The organism is Scytonema hankhaensis NUACC26 (assembly GCF_045865695.1).
In the GTDB taxonomy this organism is placed as follows: Bacteria; Cyanobacteriota; Cyanobacteriia; order Cyanobacteriales; family Nostocaceae; genus Scytonema.
Window position 1 is genome coordinate 1 of the sequence record NZ_BAACAP010000098.1, and the last position, 18555, is coordinate 18555.

General features: G+C 45.9%; 13 protein-coding genes and 1 pseudogene. 1 reads left to right on the plus strand and 13 read right to left on the minus strand.

Translation table 11 applies throughout. The features are described 5' to 3' along the window. Positions 1–101: 101 nt before the first annotated feature. The 12 genes from ACKTT2_RS04045 to ACKTT2_RS04100 form a co-directional block, all read right to left on the minus strand. Positions 102–5354, minus strand: coding sequence for an ATP-binding protein (locus ACKTT2_RS04045; protein WP_407884235.1), 5253 nt, complete (start codon positions 5352–5354; stop codon positions 102–104). 20 nt (positions 5355–5374) lie between these two features. Then, a complete protein-coding gene (locus ACKTT2_RS04050) occupies positions 5375–8404 on the minus strand; it encodes an ATP-binding response regulator (protein WP_407884237.1) in 3030 nt (1009 codons plus the stop codon). 608 nt (positions 8405–9012) lie between these two features. Next, complete coding sequence (locus tag ACKTT2_RS04055; protein ID WP_407884239.1) at positions 9013–10770, minus strand: hypothetical protein; 1758 nt, start codon at positions 10768–10770, stop codon at positions 9013–9015. A gap of 460 nt (positions 10771–11230) precedes the next feature. Beyond that, positions 11231–12490, minus strand: coding sequence for an AAA family ATPase (locus ACKTT2_RS04060; protein WP_407884241.1), 1260 nt, complete (start codon positions 12488–12490; stop codon positions 11231–11233). Positions 12491–12538: 48 nt separating this feature from the next. Continuing rightward, the gene (locus ACKTT2_RS04065; protein WP_407884243.1) at positions 12539–13006 is read right to left on the minus strand and encodes a hypothetical protein; all 468 of its coding nucleotides are present in this window, start codon (positions 13004–13006) and stop codon (positions 12539–12541) included. A gap of 111 nt (positions 13007–13117) precedes the next feature. After that, a complete protein-coding gene (locus ACKTT2_RS04070) occupies positions 13118–13570 on the minus strand; it encodes a type II toxin-antitoxin system VapC family toxin (RefSeq protein ID WP_407884245.1) in 453 nt (150 codons plus the stop codon). After that, a complete protein-coding gene (locus ACKTT2_RS04075) occupies positions 13570–13896 on the minus strand; it encodes a hypothetical protein (RefSeq protein WP_407884247.1) in 327 nt (108 codons plus the stop codon). Before ACKTT2_RS04075 ends, ACKTT2_RS04070 begins: the two co-directional genes overlap by 1 nt. A gap of 136 nt (positions 13897–14032) precedes the next feature. After that, on the minus strand, positions 14033–14668 hold the full coding sequence (locus tag ACKTT2_RS04080; RefSeq protein ID WP_407884249.1) for a recombinase family protein: 636 nt from the start codon (positions 14666–14668) through the stop codon (positions 14033–14035). Between the two features lie 479 nt (positions 14669–15147). Continuing rightward, complete coding sequence (locus tag ACKTT2_RS04085; protein ID WP_407884251.1) at positions 15148–15330, minus strand: hypothetical protein; 183 nt, start codon at positions 15328–15330, stop codon at positions 15148–15150. 18 nt (positions 15331–15348) lie between these two features. Then, positions 15349–15615: a hypothetical protein gene (locus tag ACKTT2_RS04090; protein WP_407884253.1), complete on the minus strand. Its 267-nt coding sequence runs from the start codon at positions 15613–15615 to the stop codon at positions 15349–15351. Then, entirely contained in the window at positions 15615–16070 is a 456-nt protein-coding gene (locus tag ACKTT2_RS04095) for a hypothetical protein (RefSeq protein WP_407884255.1), read from the minus strand. Before ACKTT2_RS04095 ends, ACKTT2_RS04090 begins: the two co-directional genes overlap by 1 nt. Positions 16071–16080: 10 nt before the next feature. Then, positions 16081–16563, minus strand: a complete 483-nt coding sequence (locus ACKTT2_RS04100; RefSeq protein WP_407884257.1) for a hypothetical protein — start codon at positions 16561–16563, stop codon at positions 16081–16083. Between the two features lie 916 nt (positions 16564–17479). Between ACKTT2_RS04100 and ACKTT2_RS04105 the strand changes: the two genes are divergently transcribed. Further along, positions 17480–17677, plus strand: a complete 198-nt coding sequence (locus ACKTT2_RS04105; protein ID WP_407884259.1) for an antirestriction protein ArdA — start codon at positions 17480–17482, stop codon at positions 17675–17677. An 82-nt stretch (positions 17678–17759) separates the two neighbouring features. Here ACKTT2_RS04105 and ACKTT2_RS04110 read toward each other — a convergent pair. Further along, positions 17760–18555: pseudogene (locus ACKTT2_RS04110) on the minus strand (hypothetical protein); the annotation flags it as partial.

Genomic DNA, 18555 nt, shown 5'->3' on the forward strand with positions numbered 1-18555 from the left:
TAGATGAAGCAATCATTAACCTCGGCTTTACCTCCTTAGTCAGCCCTTCAGAGGTATTGGTTCAAAAAATCGCCCTTTTAGTGTTAAGCTCTACTTAGACATTATTGAGATAAACATATCGGTAGTTTGACTGTAAAAGTTGCTCCCTGACCAACTCCGGCACTTTGGGCAGAAATTGTACCGTTGTGGAGTTCAACTAAGTGACGGGCGATCGCCAACCCCAGCCCCATCCCTTTGGCTGCATCTGAATCTCTGGCTTGACGGAAGCGCTCGAAGACATGGGGAAGGAAATCAGCAGCTATGCCAATGCCTGTATCGGTGACACAAATTTGAGCACAAGAGATATTAGGAGAATGGTCATCGTCAATTACTGATAATTCAATGGTGACGCTACCTGAAGAGGGGGTAAATTTAATGGCATTGCTGAGGAGATTGCAGATAACTTGCCCGAGACGATCGCGATCGCCCATAACAACAATGGAATTAGCAGTATGAGCATCAAGATTCGCCATATTCTGCTTGTGCCAGTGAAAATCGATCCCTTTGGTTTGTGCCATTTGAGTTACGGTTGCCATCGCCGTTTCAATGACTGCTTCTAGTTCGACTGGCTCAGTGTTCAAACGCAGTTTTCCTGCTGCAATGCGGGAAATATCTAGCAAGTCTTGCACTAGCTTGGCTTGTAGCGTGGCGTTACGTTCAATGGTGTCTAATGCTTTAGCCAGCATCGTCGGGCTGGGAGAATTAGCGCGTAGCAGGCGCGTCCAACCGAGAATCGAGACCAGAGGAGTATTCAATTCATGGGAAACAATGGATATAAATTCATCCCTGCTGCGAATCGTGCTCCTTGCCTCTTGCAGAGCTTCTTGGCGTAGCTGCGCCATTTGTAGATGAGCCGTAACACGAGATATTAGTTCTTGCGCTGAGAAGGGTTTGATCAAGTAGTCATCTGCCCCTGCTTCGAGTCCAACGACTATCGCTTCAACTCCTGCACGAGCCGAGAGCAGAATGATAGGAACTTCTCTGGTACGCGGCGAAGCTCGCAACGCCCCAAGCAATTTAAAACCATCAAGTCCTGGCATCATCACATCACTGAGGATGAGATCGGGTACTTGTTCAGTAGCCGCTGCCAGAGCCATTACCCCGTCGGCGACGACTTCGACTTGAACGTGTTCGCTGAGGATACGGGTCAAATACTCCCGCATGTCGGCATTGTCATCAACTACAAGCACACGGGCAGATGTGTGATTTGGGAGTGAGGAATCAGCAGTTTGGGTAGTTTGCTCCTCGGTATTCTCGATAGTCTGTTCTTGATTGTTCTGGGTAGTTGCCCACCGCTCGGCTTTTACGTAAGCAGTGGCAGCCATTGCAGTAGAGGCTAGGGTGCGAACAGGGTAGCGATCGCCTTCAAAGTGAAGGCGATCGCTCGGTAGATGGTCTGTCCCCAGCAAAAGGGAGACTGTAAAGCAAGTGCCCTCTCCCAGCGTGCTACTGACCTCAATTGTTCCACCCTGTAATCGCACGAGTTCATTGACCAGGGCAAGACCGATTCCTGAACCATCATGGGTTCTTCCTTTTGTTCCTCGAACTTGATAGAACCGCTCAAACAGATGGGGCAGGTGTTCTCTGGCAATTCCTGTGCCCGTATCCTGAACCTGGAGGATGGCTTGATTGCGATCGGTCGAATACAAACTGACTCTAATTTCGCCCTCAAAGGTGAACTTAAAGGCGTTGGAGAGCAGATTCAGAACAATCTTCTCCCACATCTCCCGATCAACAAAGATAGGTTCTGGTAAGGGTGGACAATTCACAATCAACTGCAAGCCTGCCCGCTCGATTGCAGAGCGAAATACGCTGGTGAGTTCTGTCGTGAAGGTTGCTAAATCTGTCGGTTCATACACTGCTTCCATGCGTCCGGCTTCAATGCGAGAGAAGTCGAGTAACGTATTGACCAGTTTCAATAAGCGAAGGCTATTGCGGTGAACAAGTTCTAATCGTTCTCGATGAATGGGGTCGAGGGGATGGGTGCGATCGCTCAACGCATCTTGCAGGGGAGCCAGAGATAGAGTCAACGGTGTGCGGAATTCATGGCTGATGTTGCTGAAGAAACTCGTTTTGGCGCGATCGAGTTCTGCCAAATCTGCACTTCGTGCCGCTTCGCGAACGGCGCGCTGGCGTTCTTGTTCACGGGCGGTTTGTTCGTGAATCAACTGAATCCGATTTTCTTCCGCTTGCCGTTGTTCAATGATGTCAGCAGCTTGACGGGCAAGTAAATCGAGAAACCGCAACTCGCGATCGCTCAGTTGATGATCTTCGCGCCAATGGGTTGAAACCATGCCGATAGGCTTGCCAGAACGAGAACGCAATGGGGTTGACTGGACGCAGCGCAATCCAGCATCTCTATGAATTCGGAGAGAACCATCCGGGTCTTCGCTCTGGGGCACGTCAAAATGGATGAAGGTCCGCTCGCCTGTTGTCAACGCGATGCCACAGGAGGTATTTGAACTTGCGTCAAGCCGATAGAAATGCTCCGCCATTGTTCGGTCAATCCCTTGAGTCGCCATTATCACCAGTTCTTGGGTTGTTTCATCCAGAATCTGAAATGAGCCAGCATCCGCTTGGGTCAGCGCGATCGCGGTTTTGACGATCTCTTGATAGAGGGCTTGTCTATCTTCCTCACCGATCAGTCTCGTCGCAAGGTTGTGCAGCATCTGAGTCGCTTTCAGATCTGCCTCGACGGCTGCTTCGGCGCGGGCGCGTTCCACGGCTGCCCAGGTTCTTTCCGCTGTTTCCTGTACCAGTGCAACTTCTTCGTCTGTCCAACAGCGCGCTTCTATGGAATGAATGCCGAGATTGGCGACCCAGCGATTTGCTTTGACGAGCGGAACGGCAAGGGTAGCGTTCATACCAATTCCAGCATACGCCGCTTTTTCTGCTTCGGTATAGTCTTCACTCGTGCTCACATCCGTCAGAACGACAGTTTTCCCGCTTCTCAGCCGCTCGGCGGCATCGCCGAAATCGGTGGTGCGAAAGCTGCCGATAAATTTCCGAACACCGTCGCGCACGTAGTTGTCGTGGATAACGGTCGTTACGTCGTCGGGCATCATATTGGCGTAAAATACGCGGTCAACTGCTAAATGCTCACCGATGACGTGCATCGCTGCCCGTTGAATTTCAATTGGGTCAGAAAGCGATCGCAGCGCATCCGACAACTTCACCCGAAACGCATCCATCTCGGCAGCGCGGCGCAACTGTTCTTCTGTATGTTTGCGATCGGTGATGTCATTGAAGACGGCGGCGACGCGACGGCTCTCCTGCCCGCCGACTTTGAACGCATAAAAATCAAACCATCGATCGTGCGGTTGGGCGTATCGTTCGGCGCGCACGGACTCGCCAGTGAGCGCGACGTGCCCGTAGATCTCATACCAGTACTCTTCGTAATTCGGGTCAATCTCGCGCATCCGTTGCCCAGAGAAGTCCCGTCCAGCGAGGCGCACTGCTGCCGGATTCGCTTCGAGGTAGAAAATGTCGATCGGCTTGTCGTTCGAAGCGAAAATCACCTCGGACAGGAGGTAGCCTTCGTCCATCGTTTCAAACAACGATCGGTATTTCTCTTCCGACTCGCGCAGGGCTGCTTCGGCTTGCTTGCGGTCAGTAACGTCGCGCCAGAAGATCGCCACACCGTCGTTCCGCGTGGGATAGGCCCGCATATCGAGCCACAAGGATCGACCATCGGGCCAGCAGTACACGTGCTCAAGCGAGGTGGACATACGTTCTCGCGCCACGCGCCTGAAGATCTCGCCGACCGGCGAGTCCTCGGTGCCGGGGAACGCATCCCAATGTGAGCGACCGATCAACTCATCGCGAGAGCGACCATCAAGCCGCAGCGTTTCTTCGTTGACATCAAGGATCGTAAAGTCATCTCCGAGGAGAGCAAAGCCCTCGGCCATCGAGTTAAGTACGTCGCGCAGCCGTTCCTCGCTTTCACGCAAGGCTTCTTCCTGCCGCTTGCGTTCGCTGATGTCGTTGAAGAGAACCGCCACCTTGTGCTCCCGTGACTCACCCATGCCGAAAGCGTACACATCGTAAAATCGCCCCAGTTCCTCAGCCGCGTTTTCAAACCGCTCTGATATTCCAGTTCGCACGATTCTGCCATAGATCTCAAACCAGTGTGCCTCGTGCTGTGGCACCAGCTCACGCACAGTTTTGCCGATCGCGTCCACCAGTCCGGTTTGTTGCTCAAAAGCTGGATTGGCTTCTAGAAAGCGATAGTCAAATGCGTTTCCAGATTCATCGAACAATACTTCGATGACGCAAAAGCCCGCATCGATCGACTGAAACAGCGATCGATATTTTGCTTCCGACTCGCGCAATGCTGCTTCAGCACGTTTGCGTTCGGTAATGTCGTAAGAAACTGCCAGCACCGCATATACTTCACCATTTTCAGAGCGAAGCGGTGTTCCCCGTGAGAGGTAGGTGTAATGGTGGGCATTATGCTCATGCTCAAACGGTTCCCCTGCCAGAGCTTGACGGTACATCGGCTCGTAACTGGCGGCTAAATCGGGCGGCAGCACTTCAAAAATGGTTCGCCCAACGAAATCTTTGGGCTTGAATCCAGCGGCAGATAACGCTTCTCCCTCTGCCAGCAAATAGCGCAAGTCGCGATCGACGACAAACACCGCGCCACCGGGCAAATTTGCGATCAAAGCGTGGGTCTGCGCTTCAAGGGACTTGCGTTCTACAATTTCTGTCTCTAACACCGCATTAGCCGCCAGCAATTCTCCCGTCTGGCGCTGCTGCAACAGCAAGGCGGTGGCGGTAAAGTCTGCCAGACTCGTCATGATTCGCACATCTTCTGAGTCAAATTGCCGCTGCTCATCGTGAGACATAATCCAGATCGTGCCGAAGACGTGGTTGTCGGCAACCAGAGGCAACACCAGCCCTTCTACGACTGGAGTATTCGCTGACTGAAAGTAGGTGAAGTAGTGTTCAGGGTGAGAAAAGAGAACGGGAACACCCTGGTCAAGACATACGCCACAGGGGCTAAAGTTGCGCTTAGTGCTACCGCCAACATGGTGTGCTAAGGTTCCCGCTAATGCTTGAGCGCGAAAAATCTCTGCTCCATCCGCTGTGGTTTCCAGCAAGCTCAACCCAGTTGTTCCTGCTTGACATAGCTCCAGGGCAGTATCGACTAGCGTTTGCATTAGGCTTGCTGCATCATGTGTCATTCGGTGAATCAGCATCCGCATGGCTTGATTCTCTGCCTGCAAATTAGGCGTGCGGGAAGCGCGTCGCGATAGCTCCTCCGTAATCAAAATGTCTTTTAAAGTGACGGTTTCAGGATTTGGGTGTTGCATAGAACCGATCGCTTCCGTGGTTAGGCATCCGCATTGGGTTGAGCAGGTTGATTGAATGGTAACTTGACTGTAAAGGTTGTGCCACGCCCTTCTCCCTCGCTGGCTACTTCAATCGTACCATGGTGTAATGCAACTAGGTGACCAGCGATCGCCAATCCAATTCCCACTCCTCCCGGTGTATGGCGGCTGGGTACTTCCGCTTGGGTGAAGCGATCAAAAACATAGGGCAGAAAATCAGGACGGATGCCAATGCCTGTATCGCTGACGGTAATTTGCACGCCAGCATCAAAGCATTCTAGCTCAATGGTGACTTGCCCTCCGTCGGGCGTGAATTTGATGGCATTGTCTAGCAAGTTAGCGATGACTTGTTTGAGGCGTGAGCCATCAGCAAAAACATTACTTGGTATACCATCCGATATTGTTTCGACCAGAGATATGCGTTTTGCCTGGGCTGCTTCACGGAATGTTGCCACTGAGTTCTGTACCAAAACGACGAGATCGACAATCTGAGACTTGAGACGTAACTTAAGAGAGAGAATCTCACAAACATCTAGCAAATCCTTAATTAATTTGGCTTCGATGCTGGCGTTGCGTTCGATCGCCGCTAATGCTCGTGCTGTTGTGTCTGAGTCAAAAGATTTGGTTTGGAGAAATCGCGCCCATCCAAGAATCGTCGCCAAGGGCGATTGCAGTTCATGAGTGACCGTCATGAGAAACTCATTCTTGAAGCGGTTTGCAGATAGCTCTTGACGTAGGCGTGACATTTCCAGTTGCGTCTCTACTCGTGCCATCAGTTCGCGAGCAGAGAAGGGTTTGATTAAGTAATCATCGGCTCCGGCTTGGAGTCCTTCAACGGTTGCCTCTTCGCCAGCCCGTGCCGACAGGAGAATAATTGGAATACTTTGGGTAATGGGGTCAGCCCGCAAAGTTTTGAGCAGTTGAAAGCCGTCTACCTCCGGCATCATCACATCTGTTAGCACGAGATCGGGCAGTTGTTGTTGGATCGCTTCGAGAGCGATCGCTCCATTCGCTGCCGTCTCCACCTGCCACCGTTGGGTCAATAGCTGCTTCAGGTAATCCCGCATATCGGCATTGTCATCCACCAGTAAAATCCGGCTGGATGCAGATGAGGGAACGTGGGCATAGGTTGGTGCAAAGGTATTTTCTCGAACTGACTGACTTGTGAGTGCTTGAGTGCTTTCATTTTCTTGGGTCAGCCATCGCAACGCTTCCTCCACATAGGGGGATGCCCCGGTTGCCGTTGATGCTAACGTGCGGGTTGCTCCAATCCGTTCAGTGGGCAAATGAGCGCAGCCAGTGGGAATGGACACTCTAAAGCAACTGCCTTCCCCTTCGACGCTGCTGACCCTAACAGTTCCACCATGCAGTTTCACCAATTCCTCACAGAGCGATAATCCAATCCCCGATCCTTCAAATGTTCGTCCCTTTGCCCCTTTAACCCGATGAAACCGCTCAAACAAATGCCCAATTTCTGCGGCTGGAATGCCAATCCCTGTGTCTTGTACGGCTAGCTCAACCCGCTCGCCCACCAGAGCCAGACTGACTGTAATCTCGCCCGCGAATGTGAATTTGAAAGCGTTTGAGAGCAAATTGAGGACGATTTTTTCCCACATCTCCCGATCCACATAAATTGGCCCAGGTAGGGGTGGACAATTAACAATCAGGTGCAGACCTGCCCGCTCGATTGCAGAGCGAAATACCGACGCTAGCTCTGTTGTAAAGGTTGCCAGATCGGTCGGTTCATAAACAGCTTGAAAGCGATCGGCTTCGATGCGGGAGAAATCCAGTAGGGTATTGACGAGCTTCAGCAGGCGCAAAGAGTTCCGCTGCACCACTTCTATGCGCTGCCGTTGATGTTGGGTCATCGGATCATCCCGATCCGTTAAAGCATCCTGTAGCGGCCCCAGTATCAGGGTTAGCGGCGTGCGAAATTCGTGTGACACATTGTTAAAGAAGGTGGTTTTGGCGCGATCGAGTTCTGCCAATGCCTCGGCTCGCAGGCGTTCTTCTTCGTAAGCACGAACATTCGTCATGGCGGTTGTCAGCTGTCCGGCAACCAATTCAAAGAATCGCCGATAGTCAGAGTCAAGCCAAAGGTGAGGGCTGATACCTGCAATCAGCAAGCCAGTAAGACGATCTTTCCCTGGTTGGATCAAGGGCAAAGCCAGAGCAGAAAGGGGTTTTGTCAGAGGCAGTTCTGTGTTGAGGGCGCTGTTGCAATCGGACTGACTTGCAATCTCCACCAGCTCAACTAGTCTAGTATGAATTGCTTGTGCAAACGGAAATTCCAGTTCTTCTAATGCGCTTATATCAATGACAGGGGGAAGGGCATACCAGTCTTTGTCCCATCCGGTCGTTCCCCAAAGCTGAAGACGTTTTCCATCATCAGCAAGTAGATAGAGTACCACAAAAGGAATGTCAGCCGCATTGTGCGAAAGCGTGGCGATCGCAATTTGGCAACACTCCTCCAACGTCTTTGCTGCTCCAAGCTTTGTTCCTAAATCGCTGAGCGTTCGTAGCCGTCGAGAGCTAATCACTTGTGCAGTTGTTTCCATTATCGGATGGAAAACGCCCGCAACCTCACCGCTTTCATCGCGAATGGGACTAAATGAAAAGGTCAAGTAAACTTCTTCAAGGTAGCCATTGCGATTGAGAAACATTTGCAGATTTTCAAGATAGGCAGGTTGTCCCGTCTGGAAAACACCTTCAAAGAGCGGATCGAGAATGTGCCAAATTTCTGACCAATTCTCCTGTCCCGGGCTACCCAATGTTTGAGGATGTTTGGCACCACAAATCGGGCGATAGGCATCATTGTAAAGTTGGATTATCTCTTGTCCCCACATCAGGCAAAGGGGGAAAGTAGAAGATAAGCATATACTCACGGCAGTTCGCAAACTTTGCGACCAAGACTCGACCGAACCCAACGGCGTTTGTGACCAGTCCTTGCGTCGCATTAACTGAGCCATCTCGCTATCACCCGCAAAGATTGTCTCAGACAAAGTATTTGGGGATTCTGGGGTCTTCGTCATAGCTAGCTCTCCAAGGGCAGCAATAAGTCAGGGTAGGGATGGGTTTGCTGATCCGTGTTCTTATTATCGGGTTATCGGGTGATTATTTGCTAAACCTGCCCATCCTGATTGGCATCTGAAGCCTGTGCAGCTAATCGAGCTACCATCTCCACCCACTCACTCGGTTGAGCGAACTTGTGCAAATGTGCCTCAAATCCAGCTTTATTAGTTTCTAATTAAATAATAGACTTGTCGCTTAATAAAGTCAGTAGACCGAAAATTTCTGCGAGTGCTAAAAAATAGTAGTGTATGATACAGTTTTTTTGGAAAACTGAAAAAAGCTGACTGCCTGGAACAAACAACAAGCCTAACTTATGAGTCAGCCTCAAAAATTAAGCAAAATTAGCTGGACGGTAAATAAACTTCGCAGGCTACCTGGTTGCGACCTGCAATTATAAATGCTCAAACCTGCACTTCCCGACTTTTTCAAACCAGGATTATTTCTGGAGTTTAAACTAGTTAGGTGTTTTCCCAAGTTAGGGTCAGAAGTTGGTATTACAGGAAATTGGAATGGAATGAAAACAATTGCCAGCACATTCGTGTGTTGGCAATTGTTACTTTTATCTTCCTTAATCTAGTTTTTTACTTCTTTTAAACTCTCTCAATAGTTTTTTATCTTCACGAATTAAAATATCGGTGGCTGCTCCAAAGTTGAAGATAATTTGTGGTTCATCCTCAAGAAGTGAATTATTTTGAATGATTTTTGCATCTATGATTTCTTGACCTTTACTCACAGCATCTTTTAAGGAATTACAAATTTCTTGCCTACTTATACTCTTCCATACCTCGTCAGCAGAAATTTTTCCTGCCAAGAGAGAAGTGACGAGGCTTGCGGAGAGTGTTACGGTAAAAGCACCATTAGTACCAAACTCTATAGAACCCTTAAAGCAATCTTTGTCTTTTTTGACAAAATCAGCAAATGTACCAAGCTCTAGTCTTATACGTGATTCCTCTCTCAATTTGGAATTTGCTTGCACGAACTTAACATCAACTACAGGCTGCCTAATAGTCGCAGCCGTTTTCAGAGAGCTACTTATTGTTTGTTCAAGAGATGGATGAGAGCCAAGATCATCCTTCAAACTTAAGCGTTTACTATCCCAAACCTTATCAGCAGTGATATCTCCTACCAAGAGACGAGCAACAAGCTTACATGAAATCTCTATACTGAAAGCATAATCTGATTTAGGACTAAAAACAAAATGCCCTCTCGATTCTCTATATCTATTTAATGCTACAGAGACATCTTGAGTTCTTTGTGGGTTCTCCCAACTTTCCCAACCTGGTCCATATTTGATATGATTAAAATTTATCTGCTCTAAAATCTGTTCCTGTATTGCTGTTAAGGCAACTTTAGGATGGGGATTCTTAATAATGAGAGACTTACTTGCTTTCCGTTGCCATCTATCTTCTAATCCAGAGTATTCGTTTCTAATAGTGACAATTACTACTGCTGAAATAGATCTGGAGCCACTAACACGTTGACGGCGCATAGCCCAAGGCCAAGAACGGTTATCAGTCAAGTTAAGGATCGTAATCCAATCCCATTGTTCTATGTCAGCTAAGGCTGAATAAACAGCCTTTTGGGGTTGTATGGAGAAGAACATATCATGACCATTAATTTGGTGAAGGCTTTCAGAAGAACCAATAACGAGAACTAATGGTTGATATATTTTTCTAGTTTCTTCCCATTTCTTGGCTTGTTCCGCCTTATGTTTAATAGTTTTGTAAATTAGGTTATCTTCTGCTCGTTGTGGAATATTTGGAGTAAGAAATGTTGAAGATACACTAAATCCCTGCTCAATCCCCTCAGCAGTAACAATTACATTTGCCTCTTCAAGAGACCAAGTTGATGGGAGGTTGCGTGATGAAAGCTGAATGACAAAAGATTTCCACTTGTCTGTCTTAAGCTGCTGGTTCCAGCAATTGCGTGGTGGTACTTCTACATCTTTGGTAGAATCAGCAGGATCAAGTCGGATTGTTAGTGAGTCTGCATAGTCAATTCCTTTTTGAACCAACTTTTGCCTCACCCACCTTGGAAAATCTTTTAGATCATCTTCTTGTTGCTGATTTCGAGGCATAATGTATGCAACATCGATATAAAAAGGTTCACAACCTTCAGGTTGCAAGAAAATATCTGGAGCAGCCTCAGTTGGTTCGTGTTGAACTGAAACAATAGAGGAAGTTGCATGTAGGACAATCAACTCCCATAACATTGATTTTGTACTTTTGTAATCGCCTCTCAAACTTGTCCGAAGTTTACCTAGTTCTGTACCAAGCCGCAGTTCACACTCATTTAGTAAAATTTCTGCCTGTCTTTCGCTAATCATTAGTATAAAATACTTTTTAATAAAGATTTATATTTATTCTAACAGTATAGAAAATGAGATATGAGGATTGCACCGAGATTCTTAAGAAAAAGTCCCGCTTACATTAGTAGACATAAAAGGGGTCTGAGTAGCAACGGAACAGAAAATGCTGTTAGTGTATTTTAATCAAATATCGTTTTAAGTATTTATACTTTCTGTGTCAGGACTGTTTACTAAACCCCTACAAAAAACGGTTATTCTGGCGTGAAGAAATAAGGCTTTGCGGGGTGGCATTTTAGTGTTAACGAAACCCTTGGATTGTTAACAACATCCAAGGGTTTTCGTGACCCATCCCGTCAAAATTGCTATCTACGCCAGAGTTTCTACGGCTGACCAGAACCCTGAATCACAGCTTTCCGCTTTACGTCATTTTCAACAGCCTTCCTAAAATTAGTTAGTACAGCTAGAAATTTGTAATGTTCTATATCTGAGAAATAGATAACTTTTCAACCGAATGTGAAGAATCTAAATTGCTACTTTTTCTTAGCATAGCTCTTAAACACATTCTGTATTTAGGATCGGAGAAGCAATACGCATCTCCTTTAGGAGAACGTTTAATTATTGGATTCTCTCTAACTGAGAGCCAACTGAGTATCTGAGGAAGATTTAAAGTAAGATTATCAGTAGATGTTGGAAATTCCTTTCTAACAATTTCTTCAATATCAGACCATTTAAATTCTTCAGTTTCAATTAATCCAAGTGAATATAATGTCTGATTACGTCTGCCCACCTTGGTATCACGCTCATTCATCATAGACTCTATAACTGTATAATTTGCTGCCAATGATTGCTTAAGCCAAAATTTATCAGCCTCATCTAGCAAACTACGATTTATTTTTCGGCTATTGCTCTCTCCAATAAAAGCAAGTTCTAGACAGTATTCATGTATTCTTTGAGGTAATCTGTCAGTCACCCAAGAAATATGGGATATTATTGAATCTATATCATCAACATCATACTTAAGCTCTTTAATAAAACCTTGATAAATTAAATTTTTGCATTGCTCCAAAGTCATTCTTGAAACTTCAGGCATCTCCCTAATACGATTTGCTACAGTAGTAAGGTTTGGCGTAGCTTGGTAGTATTGCCTTAAATCACCAGGTACTCCGACTATTAAAAGATTTACTTTATAAGAAGCGTAACGTTCATCATCCAGAAGCGTTATAACATTTGCCAGATCTGTTAATAAGTTTTGCTCTGCCCTAATCGATTCAAGGTTATCAAGTACAAGAATGGCTTGTTTATTGTTACTCCGATTACGAATGCTGCTTAAACAAGCTTCAAAGGGTTCCATTTCACCGAAAGTATACTGGCTTTGATGCTGTAAACCACCAGAAGCAACACCAGCACTAACACCGGCTTTTGTCATCTCACTATATCCAGTTTCTCTTGCTTGTTGTTCTCGATTTACTAAATTTGAGAACTCAGCATTAATAGACTTAAGCCTAGATGCATTTGCCAAATTTGCAATATAGACATCAATATCTAAATCTTTAAGCACCCTTTTATATAACCAAGTCTTACCACTTCCACTCTCTCCATATATCAATAGATGCATACTGCTTCGCAAACCTCTCTTCAAAGCAGATTCTAGATCTGGGCGGTTTACGTACATTGATTCATTTACATCTGAAGCTCTTGGAGTAAAAACCTTCTCTGGTTCTTTATTTTTCCACAACATTTCCTTAAATATTATTTTTTAGTACTTTTGCTAGGATAACTCACTTTCTTAGAAATTACTGGGCTTAATACTTAACCGTAGTTTGTCATCTTTGTCAACAGGGGATGAAGAGGGGGTGTCATTCAAGGCGTGGTCAGCATGGAGTACGGCATCCAGCAACATTCCCACGCCTGCGGCAGTAGAGGGAACTCCGTTTGCATAGACGGTGCGCGTCAATGGATCATAGACGACGGGGAAAGGTTTACCGGAATCTGCCTTGCGCCGTTCCGCCGCTGCTTCTATACGGCGGGAACGGTAATCCCGACATACTTCGCGTTTCTCTGCAAGCTGCCTGGTAATTTTTTTCCAGTCAAATACGATATTCGGGTATAAGCGGCGCATGTGCCTTTTATCCTCCGCGTCAATGGTATATTGGCGGATACGCATAATATGGGCATTTTTTCTGCTGCACTTAATGGTGAGGTAGCAAAACCCTTTTCTGGTGGTGATAAACGCTGTGCCTTGCTGATTACCCATTCTTCCCTCCTGCTTTTGCCTTCATTGTGACGGAAGAGTTCACCTGAAATCAATGGCGTGTTGTAGACTTAACAGGCACATAGCTGTTATACGAGGCAGTATAAGACTGACTTAAAATATCGTTATTATATCAGTGGGGTGATGGGCTGTAATTTCAGTGTAACGGGTAAAGTCTAAGGTATTGAAAGTAATAAGATCGGTGATGCCATAGACACACATAGCAGCTACGAGGCGTGTATCATGTACCTTAACCCCAGATACTTTGTAGTCTACAACCAATCGTCGCCATTCCGCATGAACTGCTGCATTATCTGGCTTGAATGTGAAGTACCGTTCTATGATTTGCGCTCGGATATCAGTCTCCTCTATCGATAGACCGAAGCCGCTTCTTGCTGTTGAGGGGCGGGTACATACGTTCCAAAATTCTGCCAAGTTCTGCGACGTGTAACAGATTTCCTCTCCTCGTTTCAGTAAAGAGTATATAATATTACGGACTTGAGAATGATTGGGATCAGAAGGAGCGATAAACCGTAACAGGATGTTGGTATCTGCCATGTAAGGCATCAATCGTGATTCCCATAGATGCTTTCACGGGTAAACGCGAATGGCGGTAGAACAGGTATTTCTGATGCGCGGGTTGTTAAGATTTTCAGATCATCTTCCCATTTCTGAGGATCGAAAGAACGCTTCTCCCCTTGAGAGGTAAATAGATGTTTTTGCTCTTCTGATGTGCCTTTGGCAGAACGTGGCATTGGTGGACCATAAATATCCCGTTCAATCAAATGACGGATGTAGGCAGCTCTATCAACACCTCGCTGACGAACCCGCTCATCAATAAGATGTAGCAGCGGTTTGCTTATTCCCGTCACTGAAATGATATTACTGTCCATGCTGTGTTTTCCTTACACGATATAATGCCCAAATAACATGAGAACGCACACGGCACTTGACCATTTAAGTAAATATACTTATGATTGGAAAAAATTTCAATGTCTTTATTAATGGCGTCAGGCTGATTGTAAGCAGTTACATTATTGATTCTTCTGCCATTCGTCGAAGATACGTTTTAACCGTGTTGTAGGAAAGTCCTGTTTCACAACTCATACGTCCTTGTGAGTAACCAGCATTCTGCATCGCTATAAGTTTATCTTTCCACTTTTGAAAACCGTTCGGTCTGCCAAGAATTTTTCCTTGGGCGCGGACACGCTGTAGCCCTGCCTTGGTACGCTCGGAAATTTTTAGGGCTTCCTGCTGTGCCAGGTAAGATAGGACACCGAGGACGATATGGGCAACCAGTTCATTATCAGTGTCTAGTAGGGGTTCTGTGTAGCTTTTAAATCGGATGCCATAGGTATCCAGTCGTTGAAGGTAGTTGATAGTTTTGCGGATACCTTCCCGGCTGAAGCGGTCAAGCGACCAAAAGACCAATACATCAAACTTGCGTCTTGCAGCATTTTCAAAAAGCTGTGCAAAACCAGAACGCTCCCGTCTGCCCTTACGCCCGGATTCCCGGTCAACGTAGATATCATAAATCTTCCATCCCAGGCGATCGCAAAAATCCCGCAGTTGTAATAACTGGTTGTCGGTGTCCTGTCCTTTGTCTGTTGTGGAGACACGGAGATAGAGCGCGGCAAGTATGGAGCGTTTCGAGGAGCGGTTCATGGGCCAACACTATCAGAAAACGGTCGTTTTTTAATAGGGGTAAAACGTTAACTTCTGCTTTACCATCGATATTCGCAAACCTTGAAAGAATAAGGAATTTCAGGCGGGGTCTTTGGGAAGCGCTGGATACCCCATTTTTGATAGGAGGTTATGCTAAAAGTTTTTAAATTAAAATGACTGACTTATATCAGTCATTCTGTCACAAAGTTTTATTCTTTCTAAATATTAATCTCTATAGATTTTAGGTGAGTGAATTGAAAAAACAGAACCCATTTTGCTCACCTATGAAAATGCTTATGGGTTGTGTCTGGTTTACATACTGTAGATATAGTTAATATTTCCCAAAATATTTTCTGTAGCCTTGTGTAGAACTTCCTAAAAAGCGGCAGATACCGCTAGAGAATCCAGGGAAGGCTAAATGTGCATATCTGGCACTCTTCCGGCTGATCATTTCTAGGGTATCTGTCTTAAATTCACACCTATGTGTTCAACTGCTCACAGAGCTGGTCAATCTCCTCTGGGGTCAAGGGAGTGATTTCAGCATCTATAAAATAATCAGGAAATACTTCCGCCATATTAAACTTTTCTGCTTCTTTTTGGAAGAGCCTTAAAGAAGCCAGAATGGTCGCAATCTCTCGTTCATTCAGGTGATTAAGTTCCATAAAACTTCCTCGTGAAAATCAAAAAACAACATCATCCCAGTCGTCTAAAAGTTGTTCTTTCCCTTCTTGTGGTCTTGCCTTGAGGGGATAGAAAGAACGCATGAGGCAGACTGTCTCTTCTGTCCAACAACCGTCACTTTCAGATGATTCAAACCAACAAAGAAGAGTATCTCTAAAGCTTTCATTCTGTAGGGTGTACACTATTTCTTCCTCGGTAAAATTCCGCCTGCTGAGGGGACAGGTGCAGGCAGCATACACTTTGTTCTCCAAATCAAGATTACGCATTAATTTGATGTTCCAGTTTCAAAAAGGTGTAATTGCTTTCCCAAAATTTCATGTCGATGCTCGTTGTCAAAACAGCTTTCGGCAACTTGTAGACTTTCCATCATTTCATGCCACCAAGGTGGAGGGGGTTCTACGCTTTGGCCACGCTGTTCTTTGTCCCACTGACTATCAACATAAAGATCCAAGAATTGTGTAGCCTTCAGGAATGCTGTGTAAGCATCGAAGGCAAGATTATTCAATTTTTCCTGAACCCGTTTCTTCGTTATCTGCGTTGACTTAATCCAGATAATCGAATGCCAGGTTCTGTAATATTCATCCATTAGAAACACGGCGGTTGAAAGGGAGTGTTTAGCCGTTTCCAAAAGACTATTTTCAGGTAAAGTCGTTAGTCTGTTTAAAGCACAAGATAAACAACAAGCTACGCTGTTCACTGTTTGTGCTTGATAATATTTCATTGTACTTCTTTTAAGGCAGTTCCCTGTTCAAAACCTCTGACAACGCCTTTTTGACTTCTTCTTGATGGGCTGGCAGGTGATCTTGGATAAGAAAAACCAGATAGGTTCTACCAATTCCCTTGCCGCTCAGTTTCGTGGATTGGTCAATAACGCCTCGCTTTCTGAGGATTGACGCAATATCCCTTGCTTGTTTCAGGTTCAAGTCTTCAATAATGGCGTTGTAATAATCCTGTTTAATATGTCCAGGTGTCAGTCTGTCTGAAAGAGAAAGACTCTCTGGAGCAACAGACGAAAGGAGAACAGTATCGTCTTCAACAGGATGTTGCAGAGATGCTGTTGGCAGTAACTGTTCAATACTTGGTGGTACAGCTTCTGATTCCATTCTACTGACCGAAATATTATCTATAGCTGAGGCAGTTTCAGGAGTCACCAGCCAGCAGAGAACAGAAAAAATAACAACGAAAAGCTCAATAGAAAATGCGATAGATTGCATTGTCAAATCCTCATTCTTCAAAACAAAAAAATGTTTAAGAAATCCGCTTATTTGAAGGGAAAACGGATGTACGCGAAGCGAGTGTGATTCAATGCAATTATTTATTAATTTTTCTTTGATTTCAATTTATTTTTACCGTTTTAATAGCATATTATTAAATCTTTTGGCTTGTTTGCTGATGACGGTGATTTCATGCAATATTCAAAAGAATATTATCAGTATCTGCAATCGCCTCGGTGGAAGCGAAAATCATTATTCTGTCAACGTCTGACACAATACCGTTGCGTTTTGCTACCGTGGCGGAGAAGTGAGGTGTGCCATCACCTGACCTATCGCCATCTCAGGCGCGAAATTCCCGTTCTCGATACGGTTCCTCTGTCCCATAAAGCCCATGAGATGGTGCATTCACGCATCCTATGGCACAGTCCTCTACGCCCCCTCGTCAACGCTATGCTTCGCATTCTAATGCTTTGGGCAATGGTGATCGTATTGGCCCAGAAACTGTTTAGAGGTAGCAGGAGACTTTTGAGAAAAGGGCGGCTTTGCAGATCTACCCCGCTTTTCCGAAAACCCAGCTGATGGTTTCTTCAAAGCTGGCCTTCAGGGTCTCTTTGCATTTTCTCCCTTTTTTCTCTTGTGGTTTTGATGACCCCACGCCTGTGACCGTTGAGAGCGAGGCATAAAGCGGAGCGCGGTAGCCGCGCAAGATGTTGGTATGCCAGGGGCGCGGGCTGGGTCAAGGACAAGCCCTACGGGTGCGCGGGGGGTCTCCCCCATTTTTTGCTTTCAGTTCGTAACAAACACCGTGTCGCAAAAAACCGGGAGATACCCCTCCCCCCGCGCATCCTTGACCCAGCTCTTCATCGCCCCTGGCAGCACAGAAAGCATGAGCGAGAAAAAAGAAAGGAACTTAGCCATGCTGAAAACGAAAACTCACAATAAAGCAGACCCCCAGATCTACATTGCTTGCCTTGCCAGCTATAACGCAGGGTATCTGCATGGAGAATGGGTGGATGCTAACCAGGATGTTGACGCCATCAGAGAAGAGATTAGCAAAATTCTAGCAACGTCGCTCATAGCTTGGACTTTGGACAAACAAAATGTTCGCGTATAATATTCGCGAACTATAAAAACAACGGAACTTTTTTATCTCAGATGTAAATCATCTGAGTCAAACAATGATATAAGCCAGAAAATTACGCAGCTTTCTCTTTAAGAGTGTTCGTTTTTTTGCCTTTTTTGACAACGCTCTGCTTAGATCGTTTTGGTTGAGTCTGACACGAGGGTCTAACACGTAGAAAAAGGGGAAGCCTTGATAACAGATTGTTCGTCTGTGGCAGGGATTGTAACCTAAGGAAGGCTTCCCCTTTTTCTGGGGACAATGCGTGACCCGCTACCCTACCAAGAGAATTTCCTCGGGGTTTGGGAGAACGCCCTGGTTTACCAGTCTCTGAAATAATTCTCCCAAAATCACGTTGCACCACACTTGGAGCTACAATCTTATCATGACTTTGTTTTAAATAACGCTCCCATGGTCTAGGTAAATGTTGAGCTAAGTCTTTTGCGGCGAAAAGCTGTGCGTAAGCCAACAGTACTAATCGTATCCAATTTTCCTCGTGTTTGACCTCTGGGGTTTGAAACTCACTCATCAATAAACGTTGTTTTCCGAATCTATTGAAATGTTCGATATCATACCGTTGTCTGTAGGTTTGGTAGGCAATTAGGGGTGAAATTTCTTCACGTCGTTGACCAATGACAATCAACCACATTGGTTTCCATAAAGATTGGTGAGTATCGTCAGTCGCATGAATCCTCAGAAGTGTGAAGGGATGACGATACATTTTTTCTTTCAAGCTTCCCCTCATTAACATATGATCCCAAGCTTGCACCGTAACTGTTAACTGACGACCATTACGAGTCGTCCAATGAAATTGCGTTGTTGAGCTAGCTTCACTCCATGTATTAGGGTCACTTAAGTCAAATCGGGAACCG